Origin of the sequence: Evansella clarkii (genome assembly GCF_002019695.1) — a bacterium.
Taxonomy (GTDB): domain Bacteria; phylum Bacillota; class Bacilli; order Bacillales; family Salisediminibacteriaceae; genus Evansella; species Evansella clarkii.
Genome location: NZ_KV917376.1, coordinates 4,791,130 through 4,816,958 on the forward strand (window position 1 = coordinate 4,791,130; position 25,829 = coordinate 4,816,958).

At 43.0% G+C, this 25,829-nt stretch carries 27 protein-coding genes; 5 read left to right on the plus strand and 22 right to left on the minus strand.

From position 1 onward, the window contains the following. Nucleotides 1-3: 3 nt before the first annotated feature. The 8 genes from BK582_RS22745 to rpsU form a co-directional block, all read right to left on the minus strand. A complete protein-coding gene (locus BK582_RS22745; protein WP_078597219.1) occupies nucleotides 4-981 on the minus strand; it encodes a PhoH family protein in 978 nt (325 codons plus the stop codon). Further along, nucleotides 974-2,182 (minus strand): sporulation protein YqfD, encoded by a 1,209-nt coding sequence (gene yqfD / locus BK582_RS22750; protein ID WP_078597220.1) that lies wholly within the window; start codon nucleotides 2,180-2,182, stop codon nucleotides 974-976. Before yqfD ends, BK582_RS22745 begins: the two co-directional genes overlap by 8 nt. A gap of 21 nt (nucleotides 2,183-2,203) precedes the next feature. Continuing rightward, on the minus strand, nucleotides 2,204-2,485 hold the full coding sequence (gene yqfC, locus BK582_RS22755; RefSeq protein WP_078597221.1) for a sporulation protein YqfC: 282 nt from the start codon (nucleotides 2,483-2,485) through the stop codon (nucleotides 2,204-2,206). A 144-nt stretch (nucleotides 2,486-2,629) separates the two neighbouring features. Next, entirely contained in the window at nucleotides 2,630-3,187 is a 558-nt protein-coding gene (locus tag BK582_RS22760; RefSeq protein WP_078597222.1) for a hypothetical protein, read from the minus strand. Between the two features lie 63 nt (nucleotides 3,188-3,250). Then, nucleotides 3,251-4,258, minus strand: a complete 1,008-nt coding sequence (floA, locus tag BK582_RS22765) for a flotillin-like protein FloA (protein WP_078597223.1) — start codon at nucleotides 4,256-4,258, stop codon at nucleotides 3,251-3,253. A 14-nt stretch (nucleotides 4,259-4,272) separates the two neighbouring features. Beyond that, nucleotides 4,273-5,616: an NfeD family protein gene (locus tag BK582_RS22770; protein WP_078597224.1), complete on the minus strand. Its 1,344-nt coding sequence runs from the start codon at nucleotides 5,614-5,616 to the stop codon at nucleotides 4,273-4,275. A gap of 180 nt (nucleotides 5,617-5,796) precedes the next feature. After that, the gene (locus BK582_RS22775) at nucleotides 5,797-6,240 is read right to left on the minus strand and encodes a GatB/YqeY domain-containing protein (protein WP_078597225.1); all 444 of its coding nucleotides are present in this window, start codon (nucleotides 6,238-6,240) and stop codon (nucleotides 5,797-5,799) included. Between the two features lie 17 nt (nucleotides 6,241-6,257). Continuing rightward, entirely contained in the window at nucleotides 6,258-6,431 is a 174-nt protein-coding gene (rpsU, locus tag BK582_RS22780; RefSeq protein ID WP_078597226.1) for a 30S ribosomal protein S21, read from the minus strand. A 167-nt stretch (nucleotides 6,432-6,598) separates the two neighbouring features. Between rpsU and BK582_RS22785 the strand changes: the two genes are divergently transcribed. Next, entirely contained in the window at nucleotides 6,599-7,525 is a 927-nt protein-coding gene (locus tag BK582_RS22785) for a Na/Pi symporter (RefSeq protein ID WP_078597227.1), read from the plus strand. A gap of 225 nt (nucleotides 7,526-7,750) precedes the next feature. On the opposite strand, the gene deoC is transcribed toward BK582_RS22785, so the two are convergent. The 12 genes from deoC to BK582_RS22845 all read right to left on the minus strand — a co-directional run bounded on the left by deoC (nucleotide 7,751) and on the right by BK582_RS22845 (nucleotide 21,737). Next, complete coding sequence (gene deoC, locus BK582_RS22790) at nucleotides 7,751-8,425, minus strand: deoxyribose-phosphate aldolase (protein WP_078597228.1); 675 nt, start codon at nucleotides 8,423-8,425, stop codon at nucleotides 7,751-7,753. Nucleotides 8,426-8,579: 154 nt separating this feature from the next. After that, the gene (gene mtaB, locus BK582_RS22795) at nucleotides 8,580-9,917 is read right to left on the minus strand and encodes a tRNA (N(6)-L-threonylcarbamoyladenosine(37)-C(2))-methylthiotransferase MtaB (RefSeq protein WP_078597229.1); all 1,338 of its coding nucleotides are present in this window, start codon (nucleotides 9,915-9,917) and stop codon (nucleotides 8,580-8,582) included. Between the two features lie 5 nt (nucleotides 9,918-9,922). After that, nucleotides 9,923-10,675 (minus strand): 16S rRNA (uracil(1498)-N(3))-methyltransferase, encoded by a 753-nt coding sequence (locus BK582_RS22800; protein WP_078597230.1) that lies wholly within the window; start codon nucleotides 10,673-10,675, stop codon nucleotides 9,923-9,925. 8 nt (nucleotides 10,676-10,683) lie between these two features. Further along, on the minus strand, nucleotides 10,684-11,625 hold the full coding sequence (gene prmA / locus BK582_RS22805; protein ID WP_078597231.1) for a 50S ribosomal protein L11 methyltransferase: 942 nt from the start codon (nucleotides 11,623-11,625) through the stop codon (nucleotides 10,684-10,686). 27 nt (nucleotides 11,626-11,652) lie between these two features. Further along, nucleotides 11,653-12,777, minus strand: coding sequence for a molecular chaperone DnaJ (gene dnaJ, locus BK582_RS22810; protein WP_078597232.1), 1,125 nt, complete (start codon nucleotides 12,775-12,777; stop codon nucleotides 11,653-11,655). 147 nt (nucleotides 12,778-12,924) lie between these two features. Beyond that, nucleotides 12,925-14,775, minus strand: coding sequence for a molecular chaperone DnaK (dnaK, locus tag BK582_RS22815; protein ID WP_078597233.1), 1,851 nt, complete (start codon nucleotides 14,773-14,775; stop codon nucleotides 12,925-12,927). Nucleotides 14,776-14,809: 34 nt separating this feature from the next. Next, complete coding sequence (gene grpE / locus BK582_RS22820) at nucleotides 14,810-15,418, minus strand: nucleotide exchange factor GrpE (protein ID WP_139368289.1); 609 nt, start codon at nucleotides 15,416-15,418, stop codon at nucleotides 14,810-14,812. 116 nt (nucleotides 15,419-15,534) lie between these two features. Then, nucleotides 15,535-16,563, minus strand: coding sequence for a heat-inducible transcriptional repressor HrcA (gene hrcA / locus BK582_RS22825; RefSeq protein ID WP_078597234.1), 1,029 nt, complete (start codon nucleotides 16,561-16,563; stop codon nucleotides 15,535-15,537). Nucleotides 16,564-16,754: 191 nt separating this feature from the next. Beyond that, nucleotides 16,755-17,894 (minus strand): radical SAM family heme chaperone HemW, encoded by a 1,140-nt coding sequence (hemW, locus tag BK582_RS22830; protein ID WP_078597235.1) that lies wholly within the window; start codon nucleotides 17,892-17,894, stop codon nucleotides 16,755-16,757. A 74-nt stretch (nucleotides 17,895-17,968) separates the two neighbouring features. Further along, a complete protein-coding gene (lepA, locus tag BK582_RS22835; RefSeq protein WP_078597236.1) occupies nucleotides 17,969-19,801 on the minus strand; it encodes a translation elongation factor 4 in 1,833 nt (610 codons plus the stop codon). Nucleotides 19,802-20,117: 316 nt separating this feature from the next. Continuing rightward, a complete protein-coding gene (locus BK582_RS22840; protein WP_078597237.1) occupies nucleotides 20,118-20,543 on the minus strand; it encodes a hypothetical protein in 426 nt (141 codons plus the stop codon). Nucleotides 20,544-20,549: 6 nt separating this feature from the next. Then, entirely contained in the window at nucleotides 20,550-21,737 is a 1,188-nt protein-coding gene (locus BK582_RS22845) for a stage II sporulation protein P (RefSeq protein ID WP_078597238.1), read from the minus strand. A gap of 130 nt (nucleotides 21,738-21,867) precedes the next feature. Between BK582_RS22845 and BK582_RS26615 the strand changes: the two genes are divergently transcribed. Beyond that, entirely contained in the window at nucleotides 21,868-22,230 is a 363-nt protein-coding gene (locus BK582_RS26615; RefSeq protein WP_139368290.1) for a hypothetical protein, read from the plus strand. Between the two features lie 97 nt (nucleotides 22,231-22,327). Beyond that, on the plus strand, nucleotides 22,328-22,474 hold the full coding sequence (locus BK582_RS27370; protein WP_169911224.1) for a hypothetical protein: 147 nt from the start codon (nucleotides 22,328-22,330) through the stop codon (nucleotides 22,472-22,474). A gap of 63 nt (nucleotides 22,475-22,537) precedes the next feature. Here BK582_RS27370 and gpr read toward each other — a convergent pair whose 3' ends face one another. After that, nucleotides 22,538-23,665 carry a GPR endopeptidase gene (gene gpr, locus BK582_RS22850; RefSeq protein WP_078597239.1) on the minus strand — a complete coding sequence of 376 codons (1,128 nt, stop codon included), beginning with the start codon at nucleotides 23,663-23,665 and terminating at the stop codon, nucleotides 22,538-22,540. A gap of 170 nt (nucleotides 23,666-23,835) precedes the next feature. On the opposite strand from gpr, the gene rpsT reads away from it, so the two are divergent. Then, nucleotides 23,836-24,102, plus strand: coding sequence for a 30S ribosomal protein S20 (gene rpsT, locus BK582_RS22855; RefSeq protein ID WP_078597240.1), 267 nt, complete (start codon nucleotides 23,836-23,838; stop codon nucleotides 24,100-24,102). 211 nt (nucleotides 24,103-24,313) lie between these two features. Here the strand turns inward: rpsT and holA are convergent, their stop codons facing one another. Further along, entirely contained in the window at nucleotides 24,314-25,348 is a 1,035-nt protein-coding gene (gene holA, locus BK582_RS22860) for a DNA polymerase III subunit delta (RefSeq protein ID WP_078598251.1), read from the minus strand. A 315-nt stretch (nucleotides 25,349-25,663) separates the two neighbouring features. Here holA and BK582_RS22870 point away from each other — a divergent pair, with 315 nt between their 5' ends. Beyond that, nucleotides 25,664-25,801 carry a YqzM family protein gene (locus tag BK582_RS22870; protein ID WP_078597242.1) on the plus strand — a complete coding sequence of 46 codons (138 nt, stop codon included), beginning with the start codon at nucleotides 25,664-25,666 and terminating at the stop codon, nucleotides 25,799-25,801. Nucleotides 25,802-25,829: the final 28 nt, after the last annotated feature.

Here is a 25,829-nt window from a genome sequence, read left to right on the forward strand (position 1 = left end):
TTTTTATTTTTCTTTATTCCGGTCAGCTTTATCATAAGCGTCAATGATTCTCTTGACTAATGTGTGCCTCACCACATCCGTTGACTCCAGATGTATAAACCGCATGCCATCAATATGCTGAAGGATATTCAAGGCAACCTTTAAACCGGATATCTTGCCTTTAGGCAGGTCAATTTGTGTAAGGTCGCCGGTAACGACCATTTTTGAACCAAAACCAAGTCTTGTCAAAAACATTTTAATTTGTTCAGATGTAGTATTCTGAGCTTCGTCGAGAATAACAAAACTGTCGTCAAGCGTTCTTCCTCTCATATATGCAAGTGGAGCAATTTCTATAGTTCCCCGCTCCATCAGCCTGGTTGTCTGTTCCATTCCAAGAACATCATGAAGAGCGTCATACAACGGACGTAAATACGGATCCACCTTTTCTTTCAGGTCTCCCGGAAGAAAACCAAGGCTTTCTCCTGCTTCAACAGCTGGCCTTGTAAGAACAATTCTTTTTACCTGTCCCTCTTTAAGTGCGTGCACAGCCATCACGACAGCAAGGTATGTTTTACCAGTTCCTGCAGGCCCAATACCAAAAACTATATCGTTTTTTCTGATGGCCGATACATAATGCCGCTGCCCAAGAGTTTTAGCAAGAATCGGCTTCCCTTTGGAACTGACAGTGATTTTGTCTTCAAATAATTCGGGCAGTTCATTGAGCATGTCCCGCTCAGCAAGCTGGGCTGCATACACAACATCCCTCTCCTGTATGGATGTTCCTTTTCTGATAAGCTGAAGGAGCAGCTCAAGAATGTCTTTAATATTATCAGCTTTTTCATTAGCTGCTGTTATTGTAACTTCTTCGCCTCTTGTGACAATCGAAGCGTTAAAAGCTTCTTCAAGTCTCTGAAGATGACGGTCATTAGGCCCAAACAAAGCCTGGACTTCGTTTGAATCCTGAGTATGGAGTTGAATCGTCTGTTTTTTGTCTTCAGTCAATCGTCTCAGTCTCCTTAGTCTCCTTGATTATCGGTTGTTTTACTGTTATTTCATCCACAATACGGTAGTGAATGATTACTTTTACTTTACCATTCTCAACCAGATGGTGCAAAACTTTTTCGCCCGTCACCACGGCTTCCGGGCTGAATTTGGAAAGCACTGCATCTGCCCCTTTTTCCTTCGCTGTATCTATAGCCTTGTCGACTGCCTGCTCGGCTTCCGCCTCTTTAGTTTCGAGGATATCCTTATAGCCATACTTAACAGGAATTTCAAATCCGAATATACTCCAGGAGCTTTTATAGCTCTCTTCTTTAATTTTTTCAAATTCAGGGGAATTCCATCCCCAAATTGGAATGTTAAAATCTCCTGCATGCAGATAATGCGTCCTGTATTTATTTCCAGTGGCAGTATACAGTGTCCGGGAAAGAGGTACTTCCACTTCTGCCTTATACCATATCTCCCCGAACACTTTCCCTCTGGCTGGCACCTCTTTCTCTTCACCTTCCCGGCCGATCAGCCCTGACACAAGCACGTCCCCTTTTTCAACAACCTGATTTATATCTACGAGAGGCTTCCCTTCCTCAACAAAAATGTCATGGATAACAGCTTTACGCACTGCTACTAAATTTCCTGCATCTGCTTCAGGTTCCTTTTCCGCAAATTCCTTTTGCACAATCTGAAAATGATAAGTTGTTCCTCTTTTGGTCACACCAATCCATGTAGCATCTTCAATCTCATCTGTTAACACTGACTGGAGATTTTCCGGAGCAGGAAGGAGAAACTGGAAAGCTCCACGTTTTACCCCCAGCTCTGCAGCTGTCTGTCTCAGTTCATGCTCAAGAGACGCTGTTGCTCCTTCCACTTCCACCTCCCAGACCATGTTAGATAAGAGATACAGGAGCAGCAATGCACCAGCCGCGCCAAACAGCAGCCCGTTGCGTCTCCACAGTCTTTTCATAACAAAAGGAAGCCCTTTTCTGTCCGTAAAAGAGATTTTACAATCAGATATTCTTGCCAGTTTTCTCAGCCGGGGTATCTCGTCCAATAAAACAGAGCAAACAAGCACCTGATCCTCCTGATGCTCGATATCCCATATTTGAATATCCGAATCAATGCAGCGGTTGACAAACAACTCGGGATAAGGGCCCGAAATTCTGATGCGTACATAGCCTGAGAGCTTGTGTACCCAGTGGTTTTTCATATACCAGCACCTGCCTGAACATTACTTTTTAATAAAACGCACATCCTGTATCTCTCCTTCCAGGAGTATTTCTTCAGGGAGAATATTTTTAATGACAAAAGCGTTCCCTGAAACGAGCAGTTCACCCTCAGTAAGCCTGAGCCTCAGCTCTTCACGGGTGAAACGAATAACTCCTTTATGATTTTCTATATATATGTGAAAGTTTCCGATCATAGTGATCCTCGGAAGATCCATCATGACATCTGCCGGAAGATCCATTTGTTCTGTCATCCATCTTCGCACACGTTTTTTTATTCTTTTCATGATAGACCTCCCTTCAAATCATATGTATGTTCATCCGGACCCTCCTATCACATAAATAATGAAGCCAAAAAGAGTAAAAAGAGTAATACAGTAATTACCCGCATAAAAAAAAGCAAGGGTGCATTATACACCCTTGCTCCATGTTTATTTATTTACTCTGCCGGACTTTGGCCTGCTTAATATTTCCGACCATACTACACCTTTAATGACTTCTTCCCTAGAAACTTTCGAAAAGTTCAGCGCTACTTTTGGTTTTATAACATCTCTGATTTCACCTTGCATAATAGGCGAATCACCAATTTCACCAATATCTTTAGCTACCTGCTCTTTTCGCTGTTTCGCTCTTTCGTATTTCTCGTAAAGCTCCCTGTTCGCCTTGTTCCGCTCTTTCTCCGCCTCGGTTTTAACAGCAACACTGTCTTCTGCAGGAATCTGGCTCTGGGTAGAACCAGATCCGGCCCTTGGCTGTCTCTCTGTAGGATGTTCCTGGTCCGGGAACTGTTCCTGCCTGAAAATCTCCCGCCAGTCTATCTCATCCTCCTGAGTTTCAGCTCTTCGGTGTTCCTGCTGCTGCGGACCCTGGCCCTGGCTCCGGCCCTGATCATTCTTGCCTCCGAGACCTTGAAAAAAGCTTAACAGAGCAGCGATGATAAAAAAGAGAAGGAGCGGGTTTCCAAGTATCGCTTCGAATAACCCTTCCATAATTACTGGCTCCCTTCCTGCGTGAAAGTTTACAAATCAGTGTTCACCTGTAGCAGGCTCAGATTAATATTTTCTCTTGCCGCCATCATTGTTGTCACTGCTTCCATCATCGGTTGCTTTTCCGATGGATTCACGCATTTCAGTATCAGCCATTACATTTTTAATATTCGTGTAATCCATGATACCCATATTGCCGGAACGGAATGCATCTGCCATCGCAAGAGGTACCTCTGCTTCAGCTTCAACAACCTTCGCACGCATTTCTTCGACTCTGGCTTTCATTTCCTGTTCTTGTGCTACAGCCATTGCCCGGCGCTCTTCTGCCTTCGCCTGTGCAATTTTCTTATCTGCTTCAGCCTGATCAGTCTGAAGGACCGCACCAATGTTTTTACCGATATCGATATCCGCAATATCAATGGACAGAATTTCAAAAGCAGTACCTGAATCCAGTCCTTTTTTCAGGACCGTCTGAGAAATCATATCTGGATTTTCCAGAACTTCTTTATGTGTATTAGCTGAACCGATAGTTGATACAATACCTTCCCCGACACGTGCAATGATAGTATCTTCACCAGCACCACCAACAAGGCGGTCGATATTAGCACGTACAGTAATTCGCGCTTTCGCTTTTACTTCAATCCCATCCATCGCAACACCGGCAATAAACGGTGTTTCAATAACTTTAGGATTAACACTCATTTGAACTGCTTCCAAAACGTCACGGCCTGCAAGATCAATTGCAGCTGCACGTTCAAAGCTTAAATCAATGTTCGCACGCTGTGCCGCGATAAGCGCATTAATCACACGGTCAACGTTACCACCTGCAAGGTAATGGCCTTCCAGCTTATTAATGTTAATTTCGAGACCTGCTTTCACCGCTTTGATTAACGGATTAATAACACGGTGAGGGATAACACGGCGGAGTCTCATACCTACTAAAGTAAATATTCCCACCTTTACACCGGCAGCCCATGCAGAAATCCATAGCATTACCGGGACAAATGTGAAAAGAACACCTAACCCAATGATAATTAAACCGATAATAATAATTAAACCTATTTCGCCTGTCATACATCTTCCTCCTTTTAATTCTGTTCTTCTGATTGTTCATTTACTTCGCGGACCACAATACGTGAGCCCGCTGCAGTAATTACTTTAACTTTGCTGCCCTGTTCAATATATCCTCCCTCGGAAACCACGTCAAGTCTTTCTCCATCAACTAAGGCAGTTCCGGAAGGTCTTAAGGCAGTAAGCACCTCGCCAGTTTTGCCCACGATTTCACTGCGGGTGACACTGGAAATATAACCTTCCTCTGTTCTCGTGGAATCAGTCAGGATTACGCGTTTCAGAGGCCCCCTGTATCCAATATATTTAAAGACGACAACAGACATAATTATCGTCAGCACTGCAGCAATAAGCAGAGACAATAATATATTCACAGTGGAATAGGAAGCCATGACCATACTGCCTACCATCGCCCCAATTCCTATAATGCCAAATATACCGAATCCGGGGACAAATATTTCAATGAGCAGGAGCACCGCCCCCACACCAAATAATATAAAAGTCTCCCATCCTGCAAACCCTGCAACCATATGTCCGAAGAAATAAAGGAACAGCGCTGAGGCCCCCATGATTCCAGGTATCCCGAAACCTGGAGAATACAATTCGAGTACAAGTCCCATACTGCCGATTGATAAAAGAATCGGTATGACTATAGGATGAGTAACAAAACGGGCAATTTGTTCTGCGAAGCTGACTTCCATTTCCCGTATTTGTGCATTTTCCATGCCTAAATATTCAAGAAGCTCATCCCGGTCTGAAACGATCGCTTCTGCGTACTCGGTTTCCAGTGCCTCACTGGCAGTTAAGGTGAGAAGGTCACCTTCTGCTGCACCGTATTGCGGCAGGTCTATTCTCGGATCTGCCATGGCAAGAGCAAATTGTGGATCCCGGTCATTTAATTCTGCAGCACTTCTCATTCGTGCGAGCCATGCCGACTGCGCCTTGTCGTCAGCCGCTGTGCCTGACCCGTCAATTACCTGGGCTGAGCCCATTTCAGAGCCTGGAACCATAACAATTTCATCCGCGTTCAATGAGATATAAGCTCCTGCGGACATGGCTTCCCCAACTACAAAAGCAGTGGTCGGTATAGGCGAATTACGGATAAGACCGGCTATATCTCCTGCAGCATCAACAAAACCGCCAGGAGTATTGACCTCAAACACAAGATGATCTGCTCCTTCTTCAAGCGCGGTGTCCACAGATCTGTTCAGAAACGCTTCAAGTCCTCTTTCCACCGCCTGCTCTACTGGTATGAAATAGACTATCTCGCCATCCCCTCCGCTTTCTGTAGCAGCCGGCAGAAAAGCAAGCAAGAAACTAAGACATATTAAAAATCCAAAAAAAGTAATTCTTACTTTTTTCATAATGGAAGTAAATCCCCCTTCCTGCTGAGACTTTATCGCATATCTTCTATACGGATAACCACCTGAAAAGTTTCAGTTGTTCATTAAAAAATATGTACATGTTTATTATACTTCCTTATGGCCATCTTTAAAACTTTTAAACAATTTTAAAACGCCTTGTATAAATACAAGGCGTTATGCTTAACTTAAGTTTTGTTCCACCATCTGTTTTACGCGGGTACCGTCTGCACGGCCCTTAACTTTTGGCATGATGGCGCCCATGACTTTCCCCATCTGAGCTTTAGATCCGGCACCTGTCTCCTGAATCGTTTCATCGACAATCTGCTGCAGTTCCTCGTCAGACAATTGGGCGGGCATATATTCTTCCAAGAGCTCTATTTCAAGCTTTGTTTTTTCGACCAAATCACTTCGATTGGCTTGTTCAAATTCATGGAGGGATTCTTTTCTTTGTTTCATTTCACGACTCAGAACGCTGAGTGCTTCTTCATCAGTAATTTCTTTACCAAGCTTAATGGATTCATTCTGCAAGGATGCTTTTACTGACCGAATGACTGAAAGCCGCTGCTTCTCTTTATTCCTCATCGCTTCCTTCATATCCTGATTCAGTGTATCAAGAAGTTTCAAGGAAAAACACCCTCTCCTTAGAACTTACGCTTACGAGCCGCTTCGGACTTTTTCTTACGCTTAATGCTTGGTTTCTCATAATGCTTGCGCTTACGAACCTCTGCCATTGTGCCTTCCTTAGACATGGTTCTCTTGAAGCGACGAAGAGCAGCATCAATAGATTCATTTTTACGTACACGTGTTTCTGCCATTCTGTATCCCTCCCTCCAAAAAACCAATCCAAAAGACACGCATATTTGCATGTCTTTGTAGATTATAAACGAATCCGGGATTATGGTCAACTTTTTCTGCAAAAAAACATTTGGATGTCATCCTTGTCCCAGGTACGCCATACATATGAAAAAGGGGGTGGGTACGTATGAATCAGCTATTTTCAATGTTTATTATATACATAGCTTTATTTTTATTCGGAATGACAGTAATGAGGCAGGGACTTCTGCAGCTTCAGAGGCAGCGGGTCACAGACTGGATCGCATATACTGTAAATACTCCACTGAAAAGTTTAATTGTCGGCACAATTGTTACAAGCCTTCTGCAGAGCAGTTCGGCAGTTATGATTATTACAGTAGGACTCGTTGCAGCAGGGGTAATTACTTTCCGGAATTCTGTCGGCATTATTCTTGGAGCTAATATTGGAACAGTTGTAACTCTGGAGATAATTGCCTTTGATTTATCGTGGCTGATATTCCCGCTGCTGATAACAGGCGTGTTGTTTATCGTAATGAGAAACCAGCTTTTATTTTGTACAGGCTGCTTTTTCTTTGGGTTCAGCAGTATATTAGTCGCAGTGGATGGTTTTGAAAAACTGGCTTCCCCTTTATCATCACTCACTTTAATTTATGACTGGCTGCTGTCCGCAAACAATATTATAAGTATAGCGGGCGCTGCCGGCATTTTGTTAAGCGCTGTAATACAGTCCAGTTCAGCAGTTACCGCTATTGCTATGAGCTTTATGAATGAAGGCTTCTTATCTCTTCCGTCAGGAATTGCCATCATGCTTGGAGCTAATATTGGCACTTGTGCAACAGCATGGCTTGCAAGCATTGGTGGCTCCAGGGAAGCAAAACTAACCGCGTATGCTCATATTTGGCTGAATATCGCCGGTGCCGCACTGTTTTTCCCTTTTATTATGCAATTCTCCAGTCTTATAGAAATGACAGCGACAGCGCCGTCCCAGCAACTTGCACACGCTGCATTATTATTTAATATTTTCACTTCCCTGATTGTCCTGCCGTTTATAAAACATTTTTCAAGGTTCGTGGAATGGGCGCATAAACGAGGGTAGCTGACTTTTGTTAATCGGTTCTTCTGTCTCTTCATTTAAACTACTGTTTTCGTCGATTAAACCGCCGATTTCGTTGATTGAATCTCTGTTTGAGGTATGTTTTCACAAAATGACATAACTTGTATTCGAAATCAATACAAAAAGGCTGTTGAGATGGCATTCTCAACAGCCTGACACTACTCACCTTTAAAAAACCGGTGTATTTTACAGGAGAAAAAGGATGATTTAATAATCCCCTTCGCCAGTGCCTCCCTGTACGATGGAAATTCCGGCACTTGCCCCGATTCTGGTTGCCCCCGCCTTTACCATTGCCTCTGCAGATTCTTTATCCCGGACGCCACCGGAAGCTTTCACACCAATTTCAGGGCCAACCGTTTTTCTCATAAGTTCAATATCTTCAACAGTAGCTCCGCCGCCGGAAAAGCCTGTGGAGGTTTTTACATAGTCTGCCCCTGCTTTTACAGCCAGTTCGCAGGCACGGACTTTTTCCTCTTCAGTTAAAAGTGATGTTTCAATAATAACTTTAGTAAGTGCTTTGCCTTCAGCAGCTTTCACAACCGCCTGTATGTCATTAAGTACTGCCTCATCGTCCTTGTCCTTTAAGGCCCCGATATTAATAACCATATCGACTTCTTCTGCTCCATTTGCGATGGCATTTTCTGTTTCAAATGCCTTAACCTCCGGTGCCGAAGCCCCTAAGGGAAATCCTATTACAGTACAAACTTTTACTTCCGGCTTATCTTTTAAGATTTCATAGGCAGTCTTGACCCAGGCTGGGTTTACACAAACAGAAGCAAATTCATGTTCCTTCGCTTCCTCGGATAACTTAACAATCTGTTCTTTTGTTACATCAGGTTTTAACAATGTGTGGTCAATCATTTTAGCTAATTCATGGTTCATTCTAGACATCCTCTCTAAAAATCGTTAGATGTATGTACCTCTTATGGTAGCATACCATGTTTTAAACACTATGACGAGTTTTCCCATCATGAGTTAAAATATTATAATACCCCTGCCCGGGATTTCGGACAGGGGCATGCTGAATAAATGAAGTTTAACCAGTAACAGTCTCTTCTTTAAGGACTCTTACAAAGCTTCCCACATTATATGGATAACCAGCTTTCTCAATCTTCACTTTAACGATTTCACCAACCATACTTTCATCAACCGGCACTTTAACTTTCAGGTAGTTATCTGTATAGCCGACATAGTTGCCGCTTTCCGGATCTTCTTTATCCGGCTCTTCCGGTATTACTTCAAGCACTTCCCCTTCATAATTTGAAGCATACTCTTTAGCAAGCTGCTCAGAAAGAGAAATTAACTTATGAACACGCTCATTCTTAATTTCATCATCCACCTGATCGTCCATCCTAGCTGCAGGAGTCCCTGTGCGTTTAGAGTATGGGAAAACATGAAGCTCAGAAAAACCAACTTTCCGGATAAAATCATATGTTTCCTGATATTCTTCTTCTGTTTCACCTGGGAATCCTACAATTACATCAGATGTAACCGCCAGTCCAGGCAAAGCTTCTTTCAGTTTTTCAATTCTTTCATAGAAAAACTCATTTGTATATTTCCTTCTCATCCGTTTAAGAACACTGTTGGATCCGGACTGGAGAGGAACATGCAGGTGATTAACAACTTTTTCAGATTTATCAATGACGCTGATAACTTCATCAGTAATCTGGCTTGCCTCTATAGAAGAAATTCTGATCCGCTTAAGTCCTTCTACTTTTTCGAGTTCCACAAGCAGATTAGCGAGGCTGTAATCTTTCATATCCTCTCCATATCCGCCTGTATGAATGCCTGTCAAAACAATTTCTTTATAGCCTGCTTCCACAAGCTGTTTTGCCTGGCTCAGCACATCTTCTGGTTTTCTCGATCTCAGTAAGCCTCGGGCCCATGGGATGATACAGAACGTACAGAAGTTGTTACAGCCTTCCTGGATTTTCAGTGAAGCTCTTGTTCGATCTGTAAATGAAGGAACGTCCAGTTCTTCATATACTCTCGCTTTCATGATATTACCTACTCCATTGATTGGCTGCCGTTCTTCCTGATACTGCTTAATATAATCAAGCAATTTATGGCGGTCCTGGGTACCTACAACAATATCAACACCAGGTATCGCCATAATTTCCGCAGGAGATGTCTGAGCATAACAGCCTGTCACACAAACTACAGCATCCGGATTTTTTCTTACGGCACGCCGGATAACCTGCCGGCTTTTTTTATCGCCTGTATTTGTTACAGTACAAGTATTTATTACATAAACGTCAGAGGTCTGCGTAAATTCCGTTTTTTCGTATCCCTCAGACTGAAACAACTGCCAGATCGCCTCTGTTTCATAATGGTTAACTTTACAGCCTAATGTATGAAATGCTACTGTTGGCATTTTATTCACCCCGATAGTTCAAAATGATAGGATATGGCTGACAGGCCATATAATGGAGCTGTTTCGCTTCGCAGGATTCTCGGTCCAAGGCCGCAGGGCACAGCTCCGTTTTGCTTCATAACGTCAATTTCACGATCAGAAAAGCCACCCTCAGGCCCGGCAATAAACAACAAACTGTCACCAGGACCCAGCTTTTTCAGCTCGGAATGAAAGCTGCTTTTCTCATCGCTTTTAGCCGCTTCTTCATAAGCTGCTAAAACACAAGTATAATTCTTAAACAGATCCGTCAGTTCATTCAGGGATTTAACATTCTCCACCAGGGGAATGTTCTGTCTGTGTGACTGTTCAGCCGCTTCTTTGGCTATCTTATTCCAGCGGGTAAGTTTCTTTTCTCCCTTTTTCTTATCCCACTTAACGACAGATCGTTCAGCAGAAAACGGGATAAACGAATTTGCCCCCAGTTCAGTCCCTTTCTGGATAACGAGCTCTAATTTATCACCTTTTGGAAGCCCGTGAGCAATAGTAACGCTGACAGGAAGCTCAGTATCTTTTTTTTCTTCAGCTATTATTCTGGCATTGACTGTTTCGTCATCCAAGCTGGTAATTTCACAAATAAAACAGCCCCGGCTGGCGGAACAGCAAATAATACTGTTCCCGGGCTCCATACGCATCACGCGCTGTATATGTTTTGAATCTTCTCCTGTAATTATCACATGTTCTTCCGTAAATCCGGATTCATCGATAAAATAACGCTGCATACTCTCACCTACTCTGGTTTTTTCGCAACTATCGCAACCCAGTCTTCCATTTCCGTAATTTCTTCAAGTGTAAAACCGCTTGAAGAAAGGGATCGCTTCACTTCTTCTTTCTTCCCTTCAATAATGCCGGAAGTTATTAGTATTCCGCCAGGTTTTAACAGCTCGAACGCATCATCCGTCATTCTTACGATTACTTCGGCGAGGATATTAGCCACAATTAAGTCAGGCGTTTCTCCCACATTGGCCAGCAGGTTTTTCTGTTCAACTGTAACCTTATCCTGAACCTTGTTCAGTTTAACATTTATTCTTGCAGCATTCACTGCCACTTCATCCAGGTCAGCAGCTAAAACTTTTGAAGCGCCAAGCTTCGCAGCAGCAATACTCAGAACACCGGAACCAGTACCTACATCAATTACGGAATCCCCTTTACTGAGATATCTTTCAAGCGTCTGAAGACACAGAACGGTTGTTGGATGGGTGCCAGTGCCAAAAGCCATCCCCGGGTCAAGTTCAATGATAAGCTCATCTTCTTTTACCTTTTCATACTCCTCCCAGGTAGGAGTAATAGTAAGCCGGTCAGAAACCTTCACAGGTTTATAGTATTTCTTCCAGGCGGTTGCCCATTCCTCTTCATTAACTTCACTGACTGTAACTTTATTATGTCCAAGATCAATATCATACAAAAGAAGTTGGTTAATAGCTTCTTTAATGGCTTCCACCGTCTCACCAAGAAAGCTGTTTACCGGAAGATAAGCTTTAACGATTACCCCTTCTTCCGGATAATCATCCGGAGACAGCTGGTAAACTTCACCAAACGTTGTATCCCAGGATTTCACCAGGTCATGGGGGTCTTCAATAACTACTCCGCTGGCTCCGGCCTCGTGCAAAACGTTGCTGACCGGTTCCACCGCTTCCTGGGTGGTGTGTATACTGATTTCAGACCACTTCATATTAACCAACCTCTCTTGTTTCAGATACTATTCTCCGAAGTTTTTAAATGCTCTTTTTACTTTTGCGAAGAAATTTTCACTTTGCTCATCAGGGGCTTCACTGCCGCTTATTTCTGCAAATTCCCGAAGCAGCTCTTTTTGCTTTTCGGAAAGCTTTTTAGGTGTAATGATTTTAACTTTAATATGCTGATCTCCCTGTCCCATACCTCGCACATTAGGCACACCTTTGCCGCGAAGCCTGAAATGGGTGCCAGTCTGTGTTCCTGCAGGAATTTTCAGCTTGACCTTTCCATTCAAAGTCGGCACTTCTATTTCATCTCCGAGTGCAGACTGTACGAAGGTAATCGGCATTTCACAATGTATATCGTCGCCGTCCCTCTTAAAGAATTCGTGCGGTTTCACGTTAAAGACCACATATAAATCTCCCGGAGGCCCTCCGTTAACTCCTGGCTCGCCCTGTCCCGCTACACGGATTTGCTGGCCGGTATCAACACCTGCCGGAATTTTAATATGGATCTTCTTGCGTTTCTTAACTTTCCCCTGGCCGCCGCACGTTCGGCATTTATGTTTGATTTGCTGCCCAGTTCCATCACACTGGGTACAAACCCGTCTGTTTACTACGCGGCCGAACGGTGTGTTCTGCTCTATGTTCAGCTGGCCGGTCCCTCCGCACTGGCGGCATGTTTCAGGGCTTGTTCCTGGCTTTGCCCCTGATCCATCGCAAGTTTCACAAGTTTCTTCACGAGGGATTTCTATATCTGTTTCTTTCCCAAAGACTGCTTCCTTAAACTCAAGCCCCATCGTATACTGAAGATCTCCGCCTTGTCTTGGAGCATTTGGATCGCGGCGGCCGCCACCACCGAAGAACATATCGAATATATCGCTGAAACCGCCAAAATCACCGGCTCCGCCAGCCCCTCCGAATCCCTGGTTTGGGTCTGTATGTCCAAAACGGTCGTAATGGGCACGTTTTTGCTGATCACTGAGTGTATCATATGCTTCTTTTACTTCTTTAAATTTGTCTTCAGCGTCCGCTTCCTTGTTCACGTCCGGATGATATTGACGTGCAAGTTTTCGGTACGCTTTCTTTATTTCTGCTTCAGACGCGTCTTTCCCCACGCCGAGCACGTCATAAAAGTCTCTCTTACTCATGCGTTTCACTCCCGACTCTAATCCATAACGAATATCTTATCATTCCGGCCTTAAACAGGCAAGGAACAAAATTTGTAAGGATATGGTTTTTCGTGAAAAAAGTCAAAGCCGAGGACTACCTGACTTTGACTTTTCCACTAACCTTGATTATTGCTGTTTTTTATCGTCATCATTAACTTCTTCGTATTCAGCGTCAACAACATCGTCTGCGTTTTCGCTTCCCTGCTGTCCTTCCGCTCCTTCAGCTCCCTGCTGAGCCTGAGCCTGCTGTGCAGCCTGCTCGTAAAGTTTTGTGGAAAGCTGCTGGACTACTTCCTGAAGCTCGTCTTTTGCAGTGCGGATCGCTTCAATGTCTGTACCTTCAAGAGCTGTTTTTACTTTGTCTTTTGCAGCTTCCGCTTTCTCTTTGTCTGCTGCGTCAACATTGTCGCCAAGGTCTTTCAATGTTTTTTCTGTAGTAAAGACAAGCTGATCAGCCTCGTTGCGAAGATCCACTTCTTCACGGCGTTTCTTATCAGCCTCTGCATTTTCTTCTGCTTCTTTTACCATGTTTTCAATCTCTTCATCAGAAAGACCTGAGGAAGAAGTAATAGTAATGGATTGTTCTTTATTTGTACCAAGGTCTTTTGCACGTACGTTAACAATACCGTTTGCATCGATATCAAATGAAACCTCAATCTGAGGCACGCCTCTAGGTGCCGGAGGAATATCAGTTAACTGGAAGCGGCCTAAAGTTTTGTTATCGGCAGCCATTTCCCGCTCTCCCTGCAGAACATGAATATCTACTGACGGCTGGTTATCAGACGCAGTGGAGAAAGTCTGTGATTTACTTGTAGGAATGGTTGTGTTTCTGTCAATAAGCTTAGTGAATACTCCGCCCATTGTCTCAATTCCTAATGACAGTGGAGTTACATCAAGAAGAACAACGTCTTTAACGTCCCCTGTTAAAACTCCTGCCTGGATAGCTGCACCAAGTGCAACAACTTCATCAGGGTTAACCCCTTTATGAGGATCTTTTCCTGTAAGCTGTTTTATTGCTTCCTGTACTGCAGGAATACGGGTAGATCCACCAACTAAAACAACTTTATCGATCTCGCTTGATGAAAGTCCGGAATCCTGCAATGCACGGCGTGTAGGCCCCATTGTTCTTTCCACAAGTTCGGAAGAGAGCTCTTCAAACTTAGCACGGGACAGTGTAAGTTCCAGGTGCTTAGGACCGGACTGGTCAGCTGTAATAAATGGAAGGGAGATTTGTGTCTGGGAAACACCAGATAAATCTTTCTTCGCTTTTTCAGCCGCATCCTTTAAACGCTGAAGTGCCATTTTGTCCTGAGAAAGATCAATACCATTGTCCTTCTTAAATTCCGCTACTAAATAATCAATAATTACCTGGTCAAAGTCGTCTCCGCCAAGTTTATTGTCGCCTGATGTAGCTTTAACTTCAAAGAATCCGTCTCCGAGCTCAAGAATGGATACGTCAAAAGTTCCTCCACCAAGGTCATATACTAGAATTGTCTGGTCCTCTTCTTTGTCAAGCCCGTAAGCAAGAGCAGCTGCAGTAGGCTCATTCACGATACGCTCAACTTCGAGCCCTGCAATTTTACCTGCATCTTTTGTTGCCTGACGCTGAGAGTCGTTGAAATAAGCAGGAACTGTAATAACAGCTTTTGAAACTTTCTCGCCAAGATAAGCTTCCGCGTCTTCTTTCAGTTTCTGAAGGATGATCGCTGAGATCTGCTGAGGTGTATATTCCTTCCCTTCAGCTTCTACTTTGTAGTCAGTACCCATATGGCGCTTAACGGAAGTAATCGTATTAGGGTTAGTGATCATCTGGCGTTTTGCCACTTCACCAACCTGGCGCTCTCCATCTTTAAAAGACACTACAGAAGGGGTCGTCCTTGAACCTTCTGCGTTAGTTATAACAGTAGATTCACCGCCTTCCATGACGGCTACACAAGAGTTTGTGGTTCCTAAGTCAATACCAATAACTTTACTCATAATACTTCCTCCCTTTAATTCAGTATGTAATTCTTTAACTGTTCACTTTAACCATTGCTGGTCTGATTACCCGGTCTTTAAGCATATAACCTTTTTGCAGTTCTTCAACTACTGTATTGGAATCGAAGCCTTCTTCTTCCACCTGCATCACTGCCTGGTGAAAATTAGGGTCAAACGGCTTTCCAACAGCTTCTATCTCTTCAATCCCTTCTTTCTTAAGGGCATCCTTCAGCTGACGGTAAACCATTTCCACACCGGCCATAAGGTTTTTTGCTTCCTCTGACTCGATCTCCGTTTTCAGTGCTCTTTCGAAATTATCGATCGCAGGAAGAAGTTCTTCTGCGAGCCTTTGAGATCTATATTTAGCATCCGCCTCTTTTTCCTGTCGTGTACGGCGGCGAAAGTTTTCATAATCTGCATGTAAGCGAAGGAGGCGGTTGTTTGATTCCTCCAGTTTTTCTTCCAGTTCCTTCTCATTGGAAGGGCTGTTTTCCTCTTCTGAATCTGAAACAGCATCTTCCTCAGCTGTTTCTTCCTCAGCCACTTCCGCATCAAATGGTTCTTCTGCATTTTCTGGTGCGGATGCTTCCTCATCAACTTTATGTTCAAGATCTTCCTTGTTTATTTCGTTTTTGTTTTCCACTACTGTCACCTCCTTAAATTCAGTGCTCAAAAGCACCGCAGGGAACTTCCTGAGTACAAAAAGCACCCCGCTGCACTATGCACATTAAATCCCCATCGTACAATTGTCAAGCAATGTTACTGCTGGTACCTTTTTGTCAATAGTTTCGACAAATCCTTGGAGAGATAATCCAGAATACCAATGACTCTCTGGTATTCCATTCTCGTTGGTCCCAATATACTTATCGTCCCCATGTTTTTCCCTTCTACTGAATAGGTGGCTGTAACCACTGTACAGTCATCAAAAGGCTCAAAACGGTTTTCCTGGCCTATCTTTATTGTTAGTCCTTTATCTTCAGGGCGAAACAATCTTGAAATCAGTTCATCTTCTTCAAAGATATTAAACAGCCGCCTTACCCGTTCAACATCATTGAACTCAGGCTGTGCCAGTATGTTCGTTTTGCCGCCGAAAAATACTTTTTCATTTTGCTGCGAGAGAAAAGTTTTATTCAGCAAAGAGAGCATTTCATCATACTGGTCAATATATTTTTCAAGGACTTTGCTTATTTCAGTAGTGAGTTTATCACGCAATTTCACAAGCGGGACCCCTTTAAGGCTGGCATTCAAAATATTTACAACCTTCTCCAGCTCATTAACATCGAGGTTCTCCGGAAGCGCAACTGTCTGATTTTCAACATGCCCGGTATCAGTAACTATAATCGCCACTGCTGCACTTGAGGATATTGGAACAATTTGAATTTGTCTGAGAGTGGATTCGAAAACTTCCGGCCCCAGAACAATCGAAGTGTAGCTTGTTAGATTGGAAAGGATTTTTGCTGATTGCTGGATCACTTGCTCAATTTCGCTGAAGCGGTCCCTGAACATGGACTGAATACCAATAATTTCATTTTTCGACAGCTTTTTTGGAGACAATAAATGATCAACATAATAACGATAGCCTTTGTGAGACGGAATTCTCCCTGCTGAACTATGGGGCTTTTCAAGAAACCCCAGCTCTTCGAGATCTGACATTTCATTACGTATTGTCGCAGGACTGTAATCAATGTCCTCCCGTTTAGATACGCTTCTTGAGCCTACAGGTTCTGCATGAGTAATATAGTTGTCTACGATAGCTTTTAATATAAGCAGCTGGCGCTCTGTCAGCATATTCATCCCCTCCTGTTAGCACTCGGGAGTGTTGAGTGCTAAATCTATATAATAACTTACCAAAGAAGGATTCCTCTTGTCAATCGACAGAATTTACTGCTGTAAAATTTATTTTAAAGGTAAAGCAAAGCACTTAAATTGCCTTATAACTCCTGCCCAGTTTCCGCGTTTAACGAAGATAAGAAGTCGTTTTAATCATCGCTCAGAAGAAAACCTTCAAAGACTTCATTTCCTAACAGCAGTCCTTTTTCCGTAAGCCTGAAAGTATCCTCATCTTCCTCCAGGAGTCCCTTTTCTGTCAGGTTTGCCGCTAACGGAAAAACCTCGGATATTTCCCTGCTGTATTTATCCTTGAACAACTGCTTTGAAACACCAGCAAGTTTACGCAGTCCCATGAACATCTCTTCTTCCATTTTTTCCTTTAAGGTAACTTCGTGTTCTTCCCGGTATGGAAAGCCGCTTTCTTTAACAGCATTCATATATTTTGGAAGTGGGCCATGGTTTATTCTTCTGGTACCGGCAGTATAGCTGTGGGCACCTGCACCTATCCCGTAGTATTCTTCGTTTTGCCAGTATGTTAAGTTATGGGAGCTTTCAAAACCAGGTTTCGCAAAGTTACTGATTTCATACTGATGGAAACCTGCATCCAGCATATACTTCCTAAGCTCTTCATACATCTCCGCTTCTGCATCCTCTCCTGGAAGCGGGAGTTTCCCTTTTCTCCAGAGCTGATAAAACACTGTTTTCTCCTCAACTTTAAGGGAATACGCGCTCACATGGTCAATGGGGAGCGCCACTGCCTTTTCCAACGTTTCTCTGAACTGTTCCAATGTCTGGCCCGGAAGGCCGAACATGAGGTCAACAGATATATTAGTTATCCCAGCAGCACGTGCTGCCGCAATAGTTTCCTCCACCTGCTCCGGTCTGTGGTCTCTGCCGATTTTATTAAGAAGAGCTTCATCAAAGGTCTGAGCTCCGATACTGAGCCGGTTTACCCCGGTTTCGTTCATCATTTTAAATTTTTCACTGTCTGCACTTCCCGGGTTTACTTCCACAGTCCATTCATATTTCGGCGCCAGAGGAAAATTAGCCTTCACGCCATTCAGAAGCTTTTCAAGCTGATGGACATTCAGCGAGGTTGGCGTCCCTCCGCCAACATAGATTGAAGAAAGACCTTCAGTGGAAAAAGCTTTCACTGTATTTCTCATTTCAGTTTCACAGAGGTCCAGGTATTCATCAACAGGCTGGTTTGCCAGGAAAAATTTATTAAAATCACAGTAATGGCATATCTGTTCACAAAAAGGCACATGTACATATAAAGCCTTAATCATTCTGTATCCCGCCTCTTTTTATTATGGTAAAGACCGCAGGAACCTCCTGCGGCCTTCTGGACAATTATAGTATTTTATTTACTGTCGCCTTCGTCCATGCTCAGTACTGACATAAATGCTTCCTGAGGAACTTCCACACTTCCTACACTCTTCATCCGCTTCTTACCTTCTTTTTGTTTTTCAAGAAGCTTACGTTTACGGGAAATATCTCCGCCGTAACATTTTGCCAGTACGTTTTTACGCATTGCCTTTATGGTGGACCGGGCAATAATTTTCTGGCCTATACTGGCCTGGACAGGCACTTCAAACTGCTGCCTTGGAATAAGCTCCTTCAGTTTTTCAACTATCGCTTTTCCACGCTGATAGGCGCTGTCACGGTGAACGATAATCGACAAGGCATCAATCTGCTCTCCATTAAGAAGAATATCCATTTTAACGAGGCGGCTTTCCCGGTGGCCGATCATCTCGTAATCGAAAGAGGCATAGCCTTTTGTGTTAGATTTTAATGTATCGAAAAATTCATACACTATTTCTGCAAGGGGCAGTTCATAAGTAATCGTTACACGATTTTCATCCATGTACTGCATATCTACGTATGTTCCCCTTTTCTTCTGGCACAGTTCCATTACCGCTCCTACATACTCGTTAGGAACCATCAGCTGTGCTTTTACATAAGGTTCTTCCACATATTCGATTTTCTGAGCATCAGGCATCGCGGATGGGTTATCAATTCTCATTGATTCGCCGTCAGTCAGATGAACATTATAAATAACGCTCGGTGCAGTTGTAATCAGGTCAATATTAAATTCACGTTCAATACGTTCCTGTATGATTTCCATGTGAAGCAGACCAAGAAAACCACATCGGAACCCAAATCCTAAAGCCTGGGAAGTTTCGGGTTCAAACTGGAGTGAAGCATCATTTAACTCCAGTTTTTCAAGAGCTTCCCGAAGGTCATTATAATCATTCGTATCTATTGGATACAATCCGCAGAATACCATAGGGTTCAGCTTTCTGTACCCTGGAAGAGGTTCTGCTGTCGGACGGGCTGCGTGTGTAACTGTATCACCGACTCTTGTGTCACTGACATTCTTGATAGAAGCGACCATGAATCCTACATCCCCGACTGTGAGTTCGTCTCTTGCGTCAGGCTTAGGAGTAAATACTCCTAATTCCTGTACTTCAAACTCCTTGCCGGTAGCCATCATCCGTACTTTTTCACCTGGCTTCACAGTCCCTTCCACTATTCGCATATAAACAATAACGCCTCTGTATGGATCATAAAGAGAATCAAAAATCATGGCTTTCAAAGGTGCTTCCGGGTCTCCGGATGGAGCAGGAACTTTTTCAACTATAGCTTCAAGAATCTCCTCAATACCAATCCCGCTCTTAGCAGAGGCAGGAACACAATCTTCCTTTGGAAGGCCGATCACGTCTTCCACTTCCTGGGCAACCCTCTCAGGCTCCGCGCTCGGAAGATCTATCTTATTAATTACAGGAAGAATTTCCAAATCATTATCCAGAGCTAAATACACATTAGCAAGTGTCTGGGCTTCTATACCCTGTGCTGCATCCACAATAAGCAGAGCACCTTCACAGGCTGCAAGGCTTCTTGACACCTCATAGGTGAAATCCACATGCCCCGGAGTATCAATCAAATGAAAAATATATTCCTCTCCTGCATTGGAAATATATTTCAGCTGTACAGCGTTCAATTTTATAGTAATACCGCGTTCTCTCTCCAGATCCATTGCATCAAGCATCTGATCCTTCATTTCCCGCTGTGTTAACGCACTTGTTTTTTCAAGAATACGGTCAGCCAAAGTAGACTTGCCGTGGTCAATATGGGCTATTATAGAAAAATTACGTATTTTGTCACGCCGTTTAATACGGTCTTCTCGTTTCATCTCGCCATCACTCCTACTGTTTTCCGAGAAATACACTAACAAACATTATAGCAATAATGGCGGTTATTCATCAAATATCTTTTTACCGAAGTGTAAATTACTTTAGTTTCCTTGAGTCACTTGTGGGTCGAATGGGACTTTTCGTTACCTGACGGTGCTGCTTTCACATAACGCGGGAAAGAATCATACCCTTTCGTTACCTGACCACGCCCTTTGCAACAGCGAGGGAACGAATCCTACTTTCTGAAGTTATGTAACCCCTCGTTTTTTCACAAAGAAAAAACCTTTAAACAAAGTTTAAAGGTCAAAGAGGTACTCAATCATCAACAAGAGAGAAAAATTTCCGGAAAGTTCCTTCCAGGGCATCAGCTGTTCTGAGACCCATATCCGAGAAAAAATTATAACCGGCATCCTCATCCGCCTGCTGCTGTTTACCAGTAAGGTCCCTTTTTAAATCTTCCCTTTGGATAAGATTTTCTCTGATTGATTCGTCATCATGTTCATAAATGACTGTATTATCCCCGTCTTCAATTTCAATTTTATAATCTTCCGTCTCTTTCAGTATATATCCCTGATAAGGCTGCCTGTTACTAAGAGAGGCAAGAATACCCGAACCTGGTCCGTTATTCTCCTGATGTCTTTCTGGTCCGGCTGATATATGGTTAGAGTATAAAATCCCAAGTATAAACCCAAACATCAGAATAGTTGTAAGAAAAAATCCTCTGCCAAGGAGATGTCCCATAATAATCTACTCCCTTTCCCCATCTTCCGATAGAGCACCGGAGAAATAATAATCGCTGAAAACCTCTGCAAAGGCCTCTACAGAACGATAAACCTCTTCTAAAGAATTATCCACTCCGCCGAATTCTATTAAGATGGAGTTAGGAGATAGATCCTGGTTATAAACTCCATTCCTCCCGCTTGTAACAGGCGGGGAATAGACCGACTTCCCTACTCCAGGATATTCCTGCTTCAACCTTTCAAATAAATCGTTTGCCACCATCAGATTTTTCTCATACTCAGGATTCCCTTTACCAATAACGAACAAGATTTGCGCATATTTTTCTCCGTTTAGTTCAACGGTAGTTTTTTCCCTTCTTGCTGAATCACGGTGAAGATCAAAGTAAAATTCAAATTCTCCATGGGCGTCAATTGCTCCCTGCAGAACCTCCCGTGACATACTGTACGATTGCCCGTACTGCCAGCCCCTCTCGTTAAGCTTTGCGCCTATATCACTTGTATCGACTTCTGCTCCAATCCCTCTTTTCGCAAGCTCCAGACCAAGACGTTCACCGGCGAGGGTAATATTAACTGTACCGTGATTTGCCTGATGTGGATCAGAAACATCTACATCTTTGAGTTCAGGGAAAAATGATTCACGATTATGTGAATGAATAATATGAACCACCTTCTCGAGCTCTTCTTCCCCTGATAATGCTTCCTTGAACTCATCCATTTCTTCCAGACGCTCTGTTGATGCTTCTCTCTCAGCCATCAGTACTTCCATTGGAGGAGAAGATTCCACAGGCATATCTGCATAACTGATTTCCTCACTTGCCGCAAATATTCTTCCGTCAAAAAGAGCGAAGCCAGGAAGCTCTCTTCCAAGCAGGCTCCGCGGATCTTCCGGATTAATGCTGGTAGCCAATTCAAAAACAGCCGAGGTTACGGAAGGAGCTTTATGGTCTTCGGGCAAGGCCTTCAACAGATGCCTGTTTTCCATGCCCATCATATAGACGAACATTTCGTTGGAGATATTCCTGCTCGCATCATTAATTGATGATGAGGAGAGAGAATATCCAGGGCCCATAGCAGTGAGCAGTGAGCTGAAGAAAAAAAGCGAAATTATTCCTAAAACAGCCGAAACGATGCTTTTTTGAATGCTTGTCCTGTTCCAGGCACTGTTTTTTCTTCGTCGGTATGGATGTTTTCTCATACTGTCCATCCTTTCTTCAGCAGTGTCCTGATACATATTTATGACAAGCTGGACAGGATAGAACAGTTATTTACTAAATGAATGGAAATTCATATATAACTTTGAATAAAAAGCCGAACATTACTTTCGATTGCAGCGTAAGACGGCGGTGACTGTCTCTTCCTCTGCTCCTGCGGTTACTCGTCGCAAAAAGAACTCTGCTCCTGCGGTTACTCGTCGCAAAAAGAACTCTGCTCCTGCGATTACTCGTCGCAAAAAGAACTCTGCTCCTGCGATTACTCGTTGCAAAAAGAGTATTGCCAGGATTAGCTCGGTAGAAAATCCGTCGAGACAACTCGACGCATTTTCGGTGAAGAAGATGCTCGTTCTTGCGGGAACAGCGCGAGCTGAAAATCCATTTTTGACGGCGTTCAGCCGGAAAAAATTAGTTAAAGCCGTGCCCGCAGAACGCGTCCGTCTAAAGCGTAAATCGAACAACAAAGCAACTTTTTAAGATAATGTGCGTATTCGATTTGAAAATCTTGAATGATGACGTTGATTCAAAGAATTAATATATAGGGTGTGTAAAAAAAGACGAACATTGCTTTCGATTGCAGCGTAAGACGGCGACTCTTGCGGGAACAGCGCGAGCTGAAAATCCATTTTTGACGGCGTTCAGCCGGAAAAAATTAGTTGAAGCCGTGCCCGCAGAACGCGTCCGTCTGAAGCGTAAATCGAACAACAAAGCAACTTTTTAAGATAATGAGCGCATTCGATTTGAAAATCTCGAATGATGAAATTGTTTCAAATACTTTAAAAACTTAATGAGTGTACGCCCCAACATTATCCTGGTTGATATTTTGATGCAAAGCAGCATTCAGGCCCTGGGCAAGTACATTGCCCAGGTCCTCAATAAAAACATCCACTTCCTTTGGTGTAACCATAAGATTGTGTCCGATAGGATTCAGAACTTCCGAGATAAGCTGCCTTTTTTCATTATCTTCAAGAGAACCTATTACCCCCATGTACTGTTTTCTTTCCTCTTCTCCAGGGAGGTCTTCTTCTGTCAGCACTCTTTTTTCGCCGAATGTCATACCTGCCGGCGCCAGCTTGCGTTTAGGGTTTCCCTGTTCTCTTGTTTCTCTGCCAAGGTGCTTAAGTATGAAATCAATCGTGTCACTCGTAATGGAAACAGCATCCACTACTGTCGGTATACCTACAGCGATAACTGGAATTCCAAGTACTTTTTCTGAAAGTTCCTTCCGCTTATTCCCCACTCCTGAACCAGGATGAATACCAGTGTCCGAAATCTGAATTGTTGTGTTAACTCTTTCAATGGACCTGGACGCCAGCGCATCAATAGCTATAATGAAATCCGGCTTCACCTTATCCACAACTCCGTGAATAATATCGCTCGTTTCGATTCCTGTAATTCCCATTACTCCCGGAGTGATTGCGCTCACCGGCCGGAAGCCTTCTTCCACGTTTTCAGGCTGCAGTTCAAACAGATGGCTTGTAATAAGGAGATTTTCAACGACAAGGGGGCCAAGAGCGTCAGGAGTAACATTCCAGTTTCCCAGACCCACTACAAGACAGCTGGAATCCTTCGTAATCCCCAGCTCTTTTAGAAACAAACTAAACTCTTTTGCGAAAATCTCCTCCAGACGATCCTGAAGCTGCGTATCTTTCTGCCTGATCCCCTGCACTTCAAACGTCAAGTACTGGCCCGCTTTTTTCCCTATTTGTTCTGTAGCTTCTTCAGAAATATCTACTTTAGTAATCCTTACCCCGTCTTCTTCCCGCTCCTTGACGACGACTCCATCTATTGAAGACTGATTCTCCTGTTCTTCCGCAATTTGCTGTTTTTCTTTTTCCATTAACATTTCGTGTGCTTCCAGCGCCAGGTCAGTCCGTACCTGGTATTGGCTTAAATCCAGTTCTTCACCCATTTTTCATATCACCTCTTTATAGTTTTCTTATCTCTGCACCTGCATGAACATGATGGGAACTGCCCCGTATGTTAATTTTCCTGTTGCAATTTAAAAATGCTTTTGGTACAATCCTTATTGTTGCACGTAAAAGGGAACGTTATTACGGTTGCATCAAGGAGGTGAAACGGATGGCTAACATTAAATCTGCTATTAAACGTGTTCAGACAAGCGAAAAGCGTCGCGCACAAAATGCTGCATTCAAATCTGACCTGCGAACATCTATCAAAACGTTTAACGCAAAAGCTGAAAACAATGATGTTGAAGGTGCTAAAGAAGCATTCTTGGTGGCAACCAAAAAAATTGATAAAGCAGCTGACAAAGGTCTTATCCATAAAAACGCTGCAAATCGCCAGAAATCCCGTTTGCAAAAGCGTTTAAACGAAGTATCTGCATAAGTAATCCGGTATAGGCATTCCCTTAAAAGAGGTTGAATGCCTTTTTACTTGCTCTATATACATATAATGTGCAGATGATTATGGATAGTATGTACGAATACTGTCTAAAGTAGTACAGAACATGAAAAAGGCGTCCGCCATGGACGCCTTTTTTGTTATTAAATTTTACAGGATGTACCCCTTTACACAGGGCATAAGGGTACAAGAGCACTCATACAGATTTGACCGGCATACTGCGTCTGGAAAAAAACATTTCAACAGCAATAAATTTATCAATTTTTCCTGTTTTTATCTGATAATCCATATCTGCCAGCTGATCCAGAAGGCTGAGAAGCTCTCCGTCCTCAAACCTTCTCGATTCATTTGCAGTTAGTTTAACGACATATGGGTGAAGCTTCAGCTGTGAGGCAATTTGTTTCTGCCCATACCCTTGCCTTGAAAGTTGTTTCACCTGGTAAAGAATTCTGAACTGCCTTACCATCAAAGCGATAATTTTCAGCGGATCTTCCTTCTGTTTCAGCAAGTCCTGGTATATTTTCCAGGCTTTATCTATTTCCTGCTTTACAACGCCATCAACTAAAGCAAAAATATTTTGTTCCAGTGATCTTGCTGTTAAGCTGTCCACAATGTCCTTTGTTATTTCGGCACCTTCCCCTGCGTATATAGAAAGCTTCTTTAACTCAGAAGCCATTATCATCAGGTTTGCGCTTGTCAGCTGTATTAACAGCTCTGAAGCTCCCTCCGTAATCGAGGTGCCAAACTCTCTGCACCTTTCTGCAACCCATTCCCCTAATTCTTTATCAGATAAAGCTGAACCATCCAAATGTTCGCCATTCTTTTTAGCAAGTTTTACTATTTTTCTCCGTTCGTCCAGTTTCTCATACGGGGCGAGAATTATAAAGACAGTTTCAGGTGCAGGATTCTCCAGATAAGCTTCGAGTTTTTTCAAATCATGCTCAATTTTTGACGACTCTTTTCCAGAACTGTAAAAATAAGCGTCTTTGACAATAACAACTCGTTTACCGCCCATAAAAGGAAAGGTGTAAGCTTCTTCAACAGCCATTTCCACAGGATACTCCTTCATATCATATCTGGAAAGGTTGAACTCTTTTTCTTCAGCTGTTAAGCATGCATTCACTATACGGTGGAGTGTATCTTCAATAAGATAATCTTCCTGCCCGGCAAGCAGATATACCGGAGATAAATTCCCCTTCTTTATTCGCTGTATTAAGTTAATATACGACAATTTCAGCCCCCCCTCCAGCTTTCTTTCCATATTACCATATGTGTTAATATAATGGAAAAAGGGAAGAGGACAGTAATTGTCTCTTCCCATTTATGATAAACGCTGAAGTGAAGCACCCGGGAAAACTCCACTGCAGCGATAATCCTTTATTGATCTGTCTCTTTCTGTATTTGTTATCTTATCCTATGCAGCGCACTTCTATAGGTGACAACTCTTTACAAAAAAGTCAGCTTTCCGGGACTATTTTGATTGAATTAAAACTGGATTTTTTTTTATTATTACCGTATACTAAAATGGTGACAGGAGGGATTTTATATGAATGATTTCGAAAAAGATGTACAGTCAAAAAGAAATGACCTTATAGACAGCGGTGTAGGTTTTGTCGTATCTTTTGTATTCTTCATTTCCATTTTTGCTATCGCACAGGTAATTGAATTTTTTGGAACTCGTTAAGACAATTACATAGAACCATTAAAAAACA

Coding starts and splice junctions, on each gene's coding strand:
- yqfD (WP_078597220.1), bottom strand. CDS start 2,182: ATGAAAAACCACTGGGTACACAAGCTCTCAGGCTATGTACGCATCAGA.
- yqfC (WP_078597221.1), bottom strand. CDS start 2,485: ATGAAAAGAATAAAAAAACGTGTGCGAAGATGGATGACAGAACAAATG.
- BK582_RS22760 (WP_078597222.1), bottom strand. CDS start 3,187: ATGGAAGGGTTATTCGAAGCGATACTTGGAAACCCGCTCCTTCTCTTT.
- floA (WP_078597223.1), bottom strand. CDS start 4,258: ATGACAGGCGAAATAGGTTTAATTATTATTATCGGTTTAATTATCATT.
- BK582_RS22770 (WP_078597224.1), bottom strand. CDS start 5,616: ATGAAAAAAGTAAGAATTACTTTTTTTGGATTTTTAATATGTCTTAGT.
- rpsU (WP_078597226.1), bottom strand. CDS start 6,431: ATGGCAGAAACACGTGTACGTAAAAATGAATCTATTGATGCTGCTCTT.
- BK582_RS22785 (WP_078597227.1), top strand. CDS start 6,599: ATGAATCAGCTATTTTCAATGTTTATTATATACATAGCTTTATTTTTA.
- deoC (WP_078597228.1), bottom strand. CDS start 8,425: ATGAACCATGAATTAGCTAAAATGATTGACCACACATTGTTAAAACCT.
- mtaB (WP_078597229.1), bottom strand. CDS start 9,917: ATGCCAACAGTAGCATTTCATACATTAGGCTGTAAAGTTAACCATTAT.
- BK582_RS22800 (WP_078597230.1), bottom strand. CDS start 10,675: ATGCAGCGTTATTTTATCGATGAATCCGGATTTACGGAAGAACATGTG.
- prmA (WP_078597231.1), bottom strand. CDS start 11,625: ATGAAGTGGTCTGAAATCAGTATACACACCACCCAGGAAGCGGTGGAA.
- dnaJ (WP_078597232.1), bottom strand. CDS start 12,777: ATGAGTAAGAGAGACTTTTATGACGTGCTCGGCGTGGGGAAAGACGCG.
- dnaK (WP_078597233.1), bottom strand. CDS start 14,775: ATGAGTAAAGTTATTGGTATTGACTTAGGAACCACAAACTCTTGTGTA.
- hrcA (WP_078597234.1), bottom strand. CDS start 16,563: ATGCTGACAGAGCGCCAGCTGCTTATATTAAAAGCTATCGTAGACAAC.
- hemW (WP_078597235.1), bottom strand. CDS start 17,894: ATGATTAAGGCTTTATATGTACATGTGCCTTTTTGTGAACAGATATGC.
- lepA (WP_078597236.1), bottom strand. CDS start 19,801: ATGAAACGAGAAGACCGTATTAAACGGCGTGACAAAATACGTAATTTT.
- BK582_RS22840 (WP_078597237.1), bottom strand. CDS start 20,543: ATGGGACATCTCCTTGGCAGAGGATTTTTTCTTACAACTATTCTGATG.
- BK582_RS22845 (WP_078597238.1), bottom strand. CDS start 21,737: ATGAGAAAACATCCATACCGACGAAGAAAAAACAGTGCCTGGAACAGG.
- gpr (WP_078597239.1), bottom strand. CDS start 23,665: ATGGGTGAAGAACTGGATTTAAGCCAATACCAGGTACGGACTGACCTG.
- rpsT (WP_078597240.1), top strand. CDS start 23,836: ATGGCTAACATTAAATCTGCTATTAAACGTGTTCAGACAAGCGAAAAG.
- BK582_RS22870 (WP_078597242.1), top strand. CDS start 25,664: ATGAATGATTTCGAAAAAGATGTACAGTCAAAAAGAAATGACCTTATA.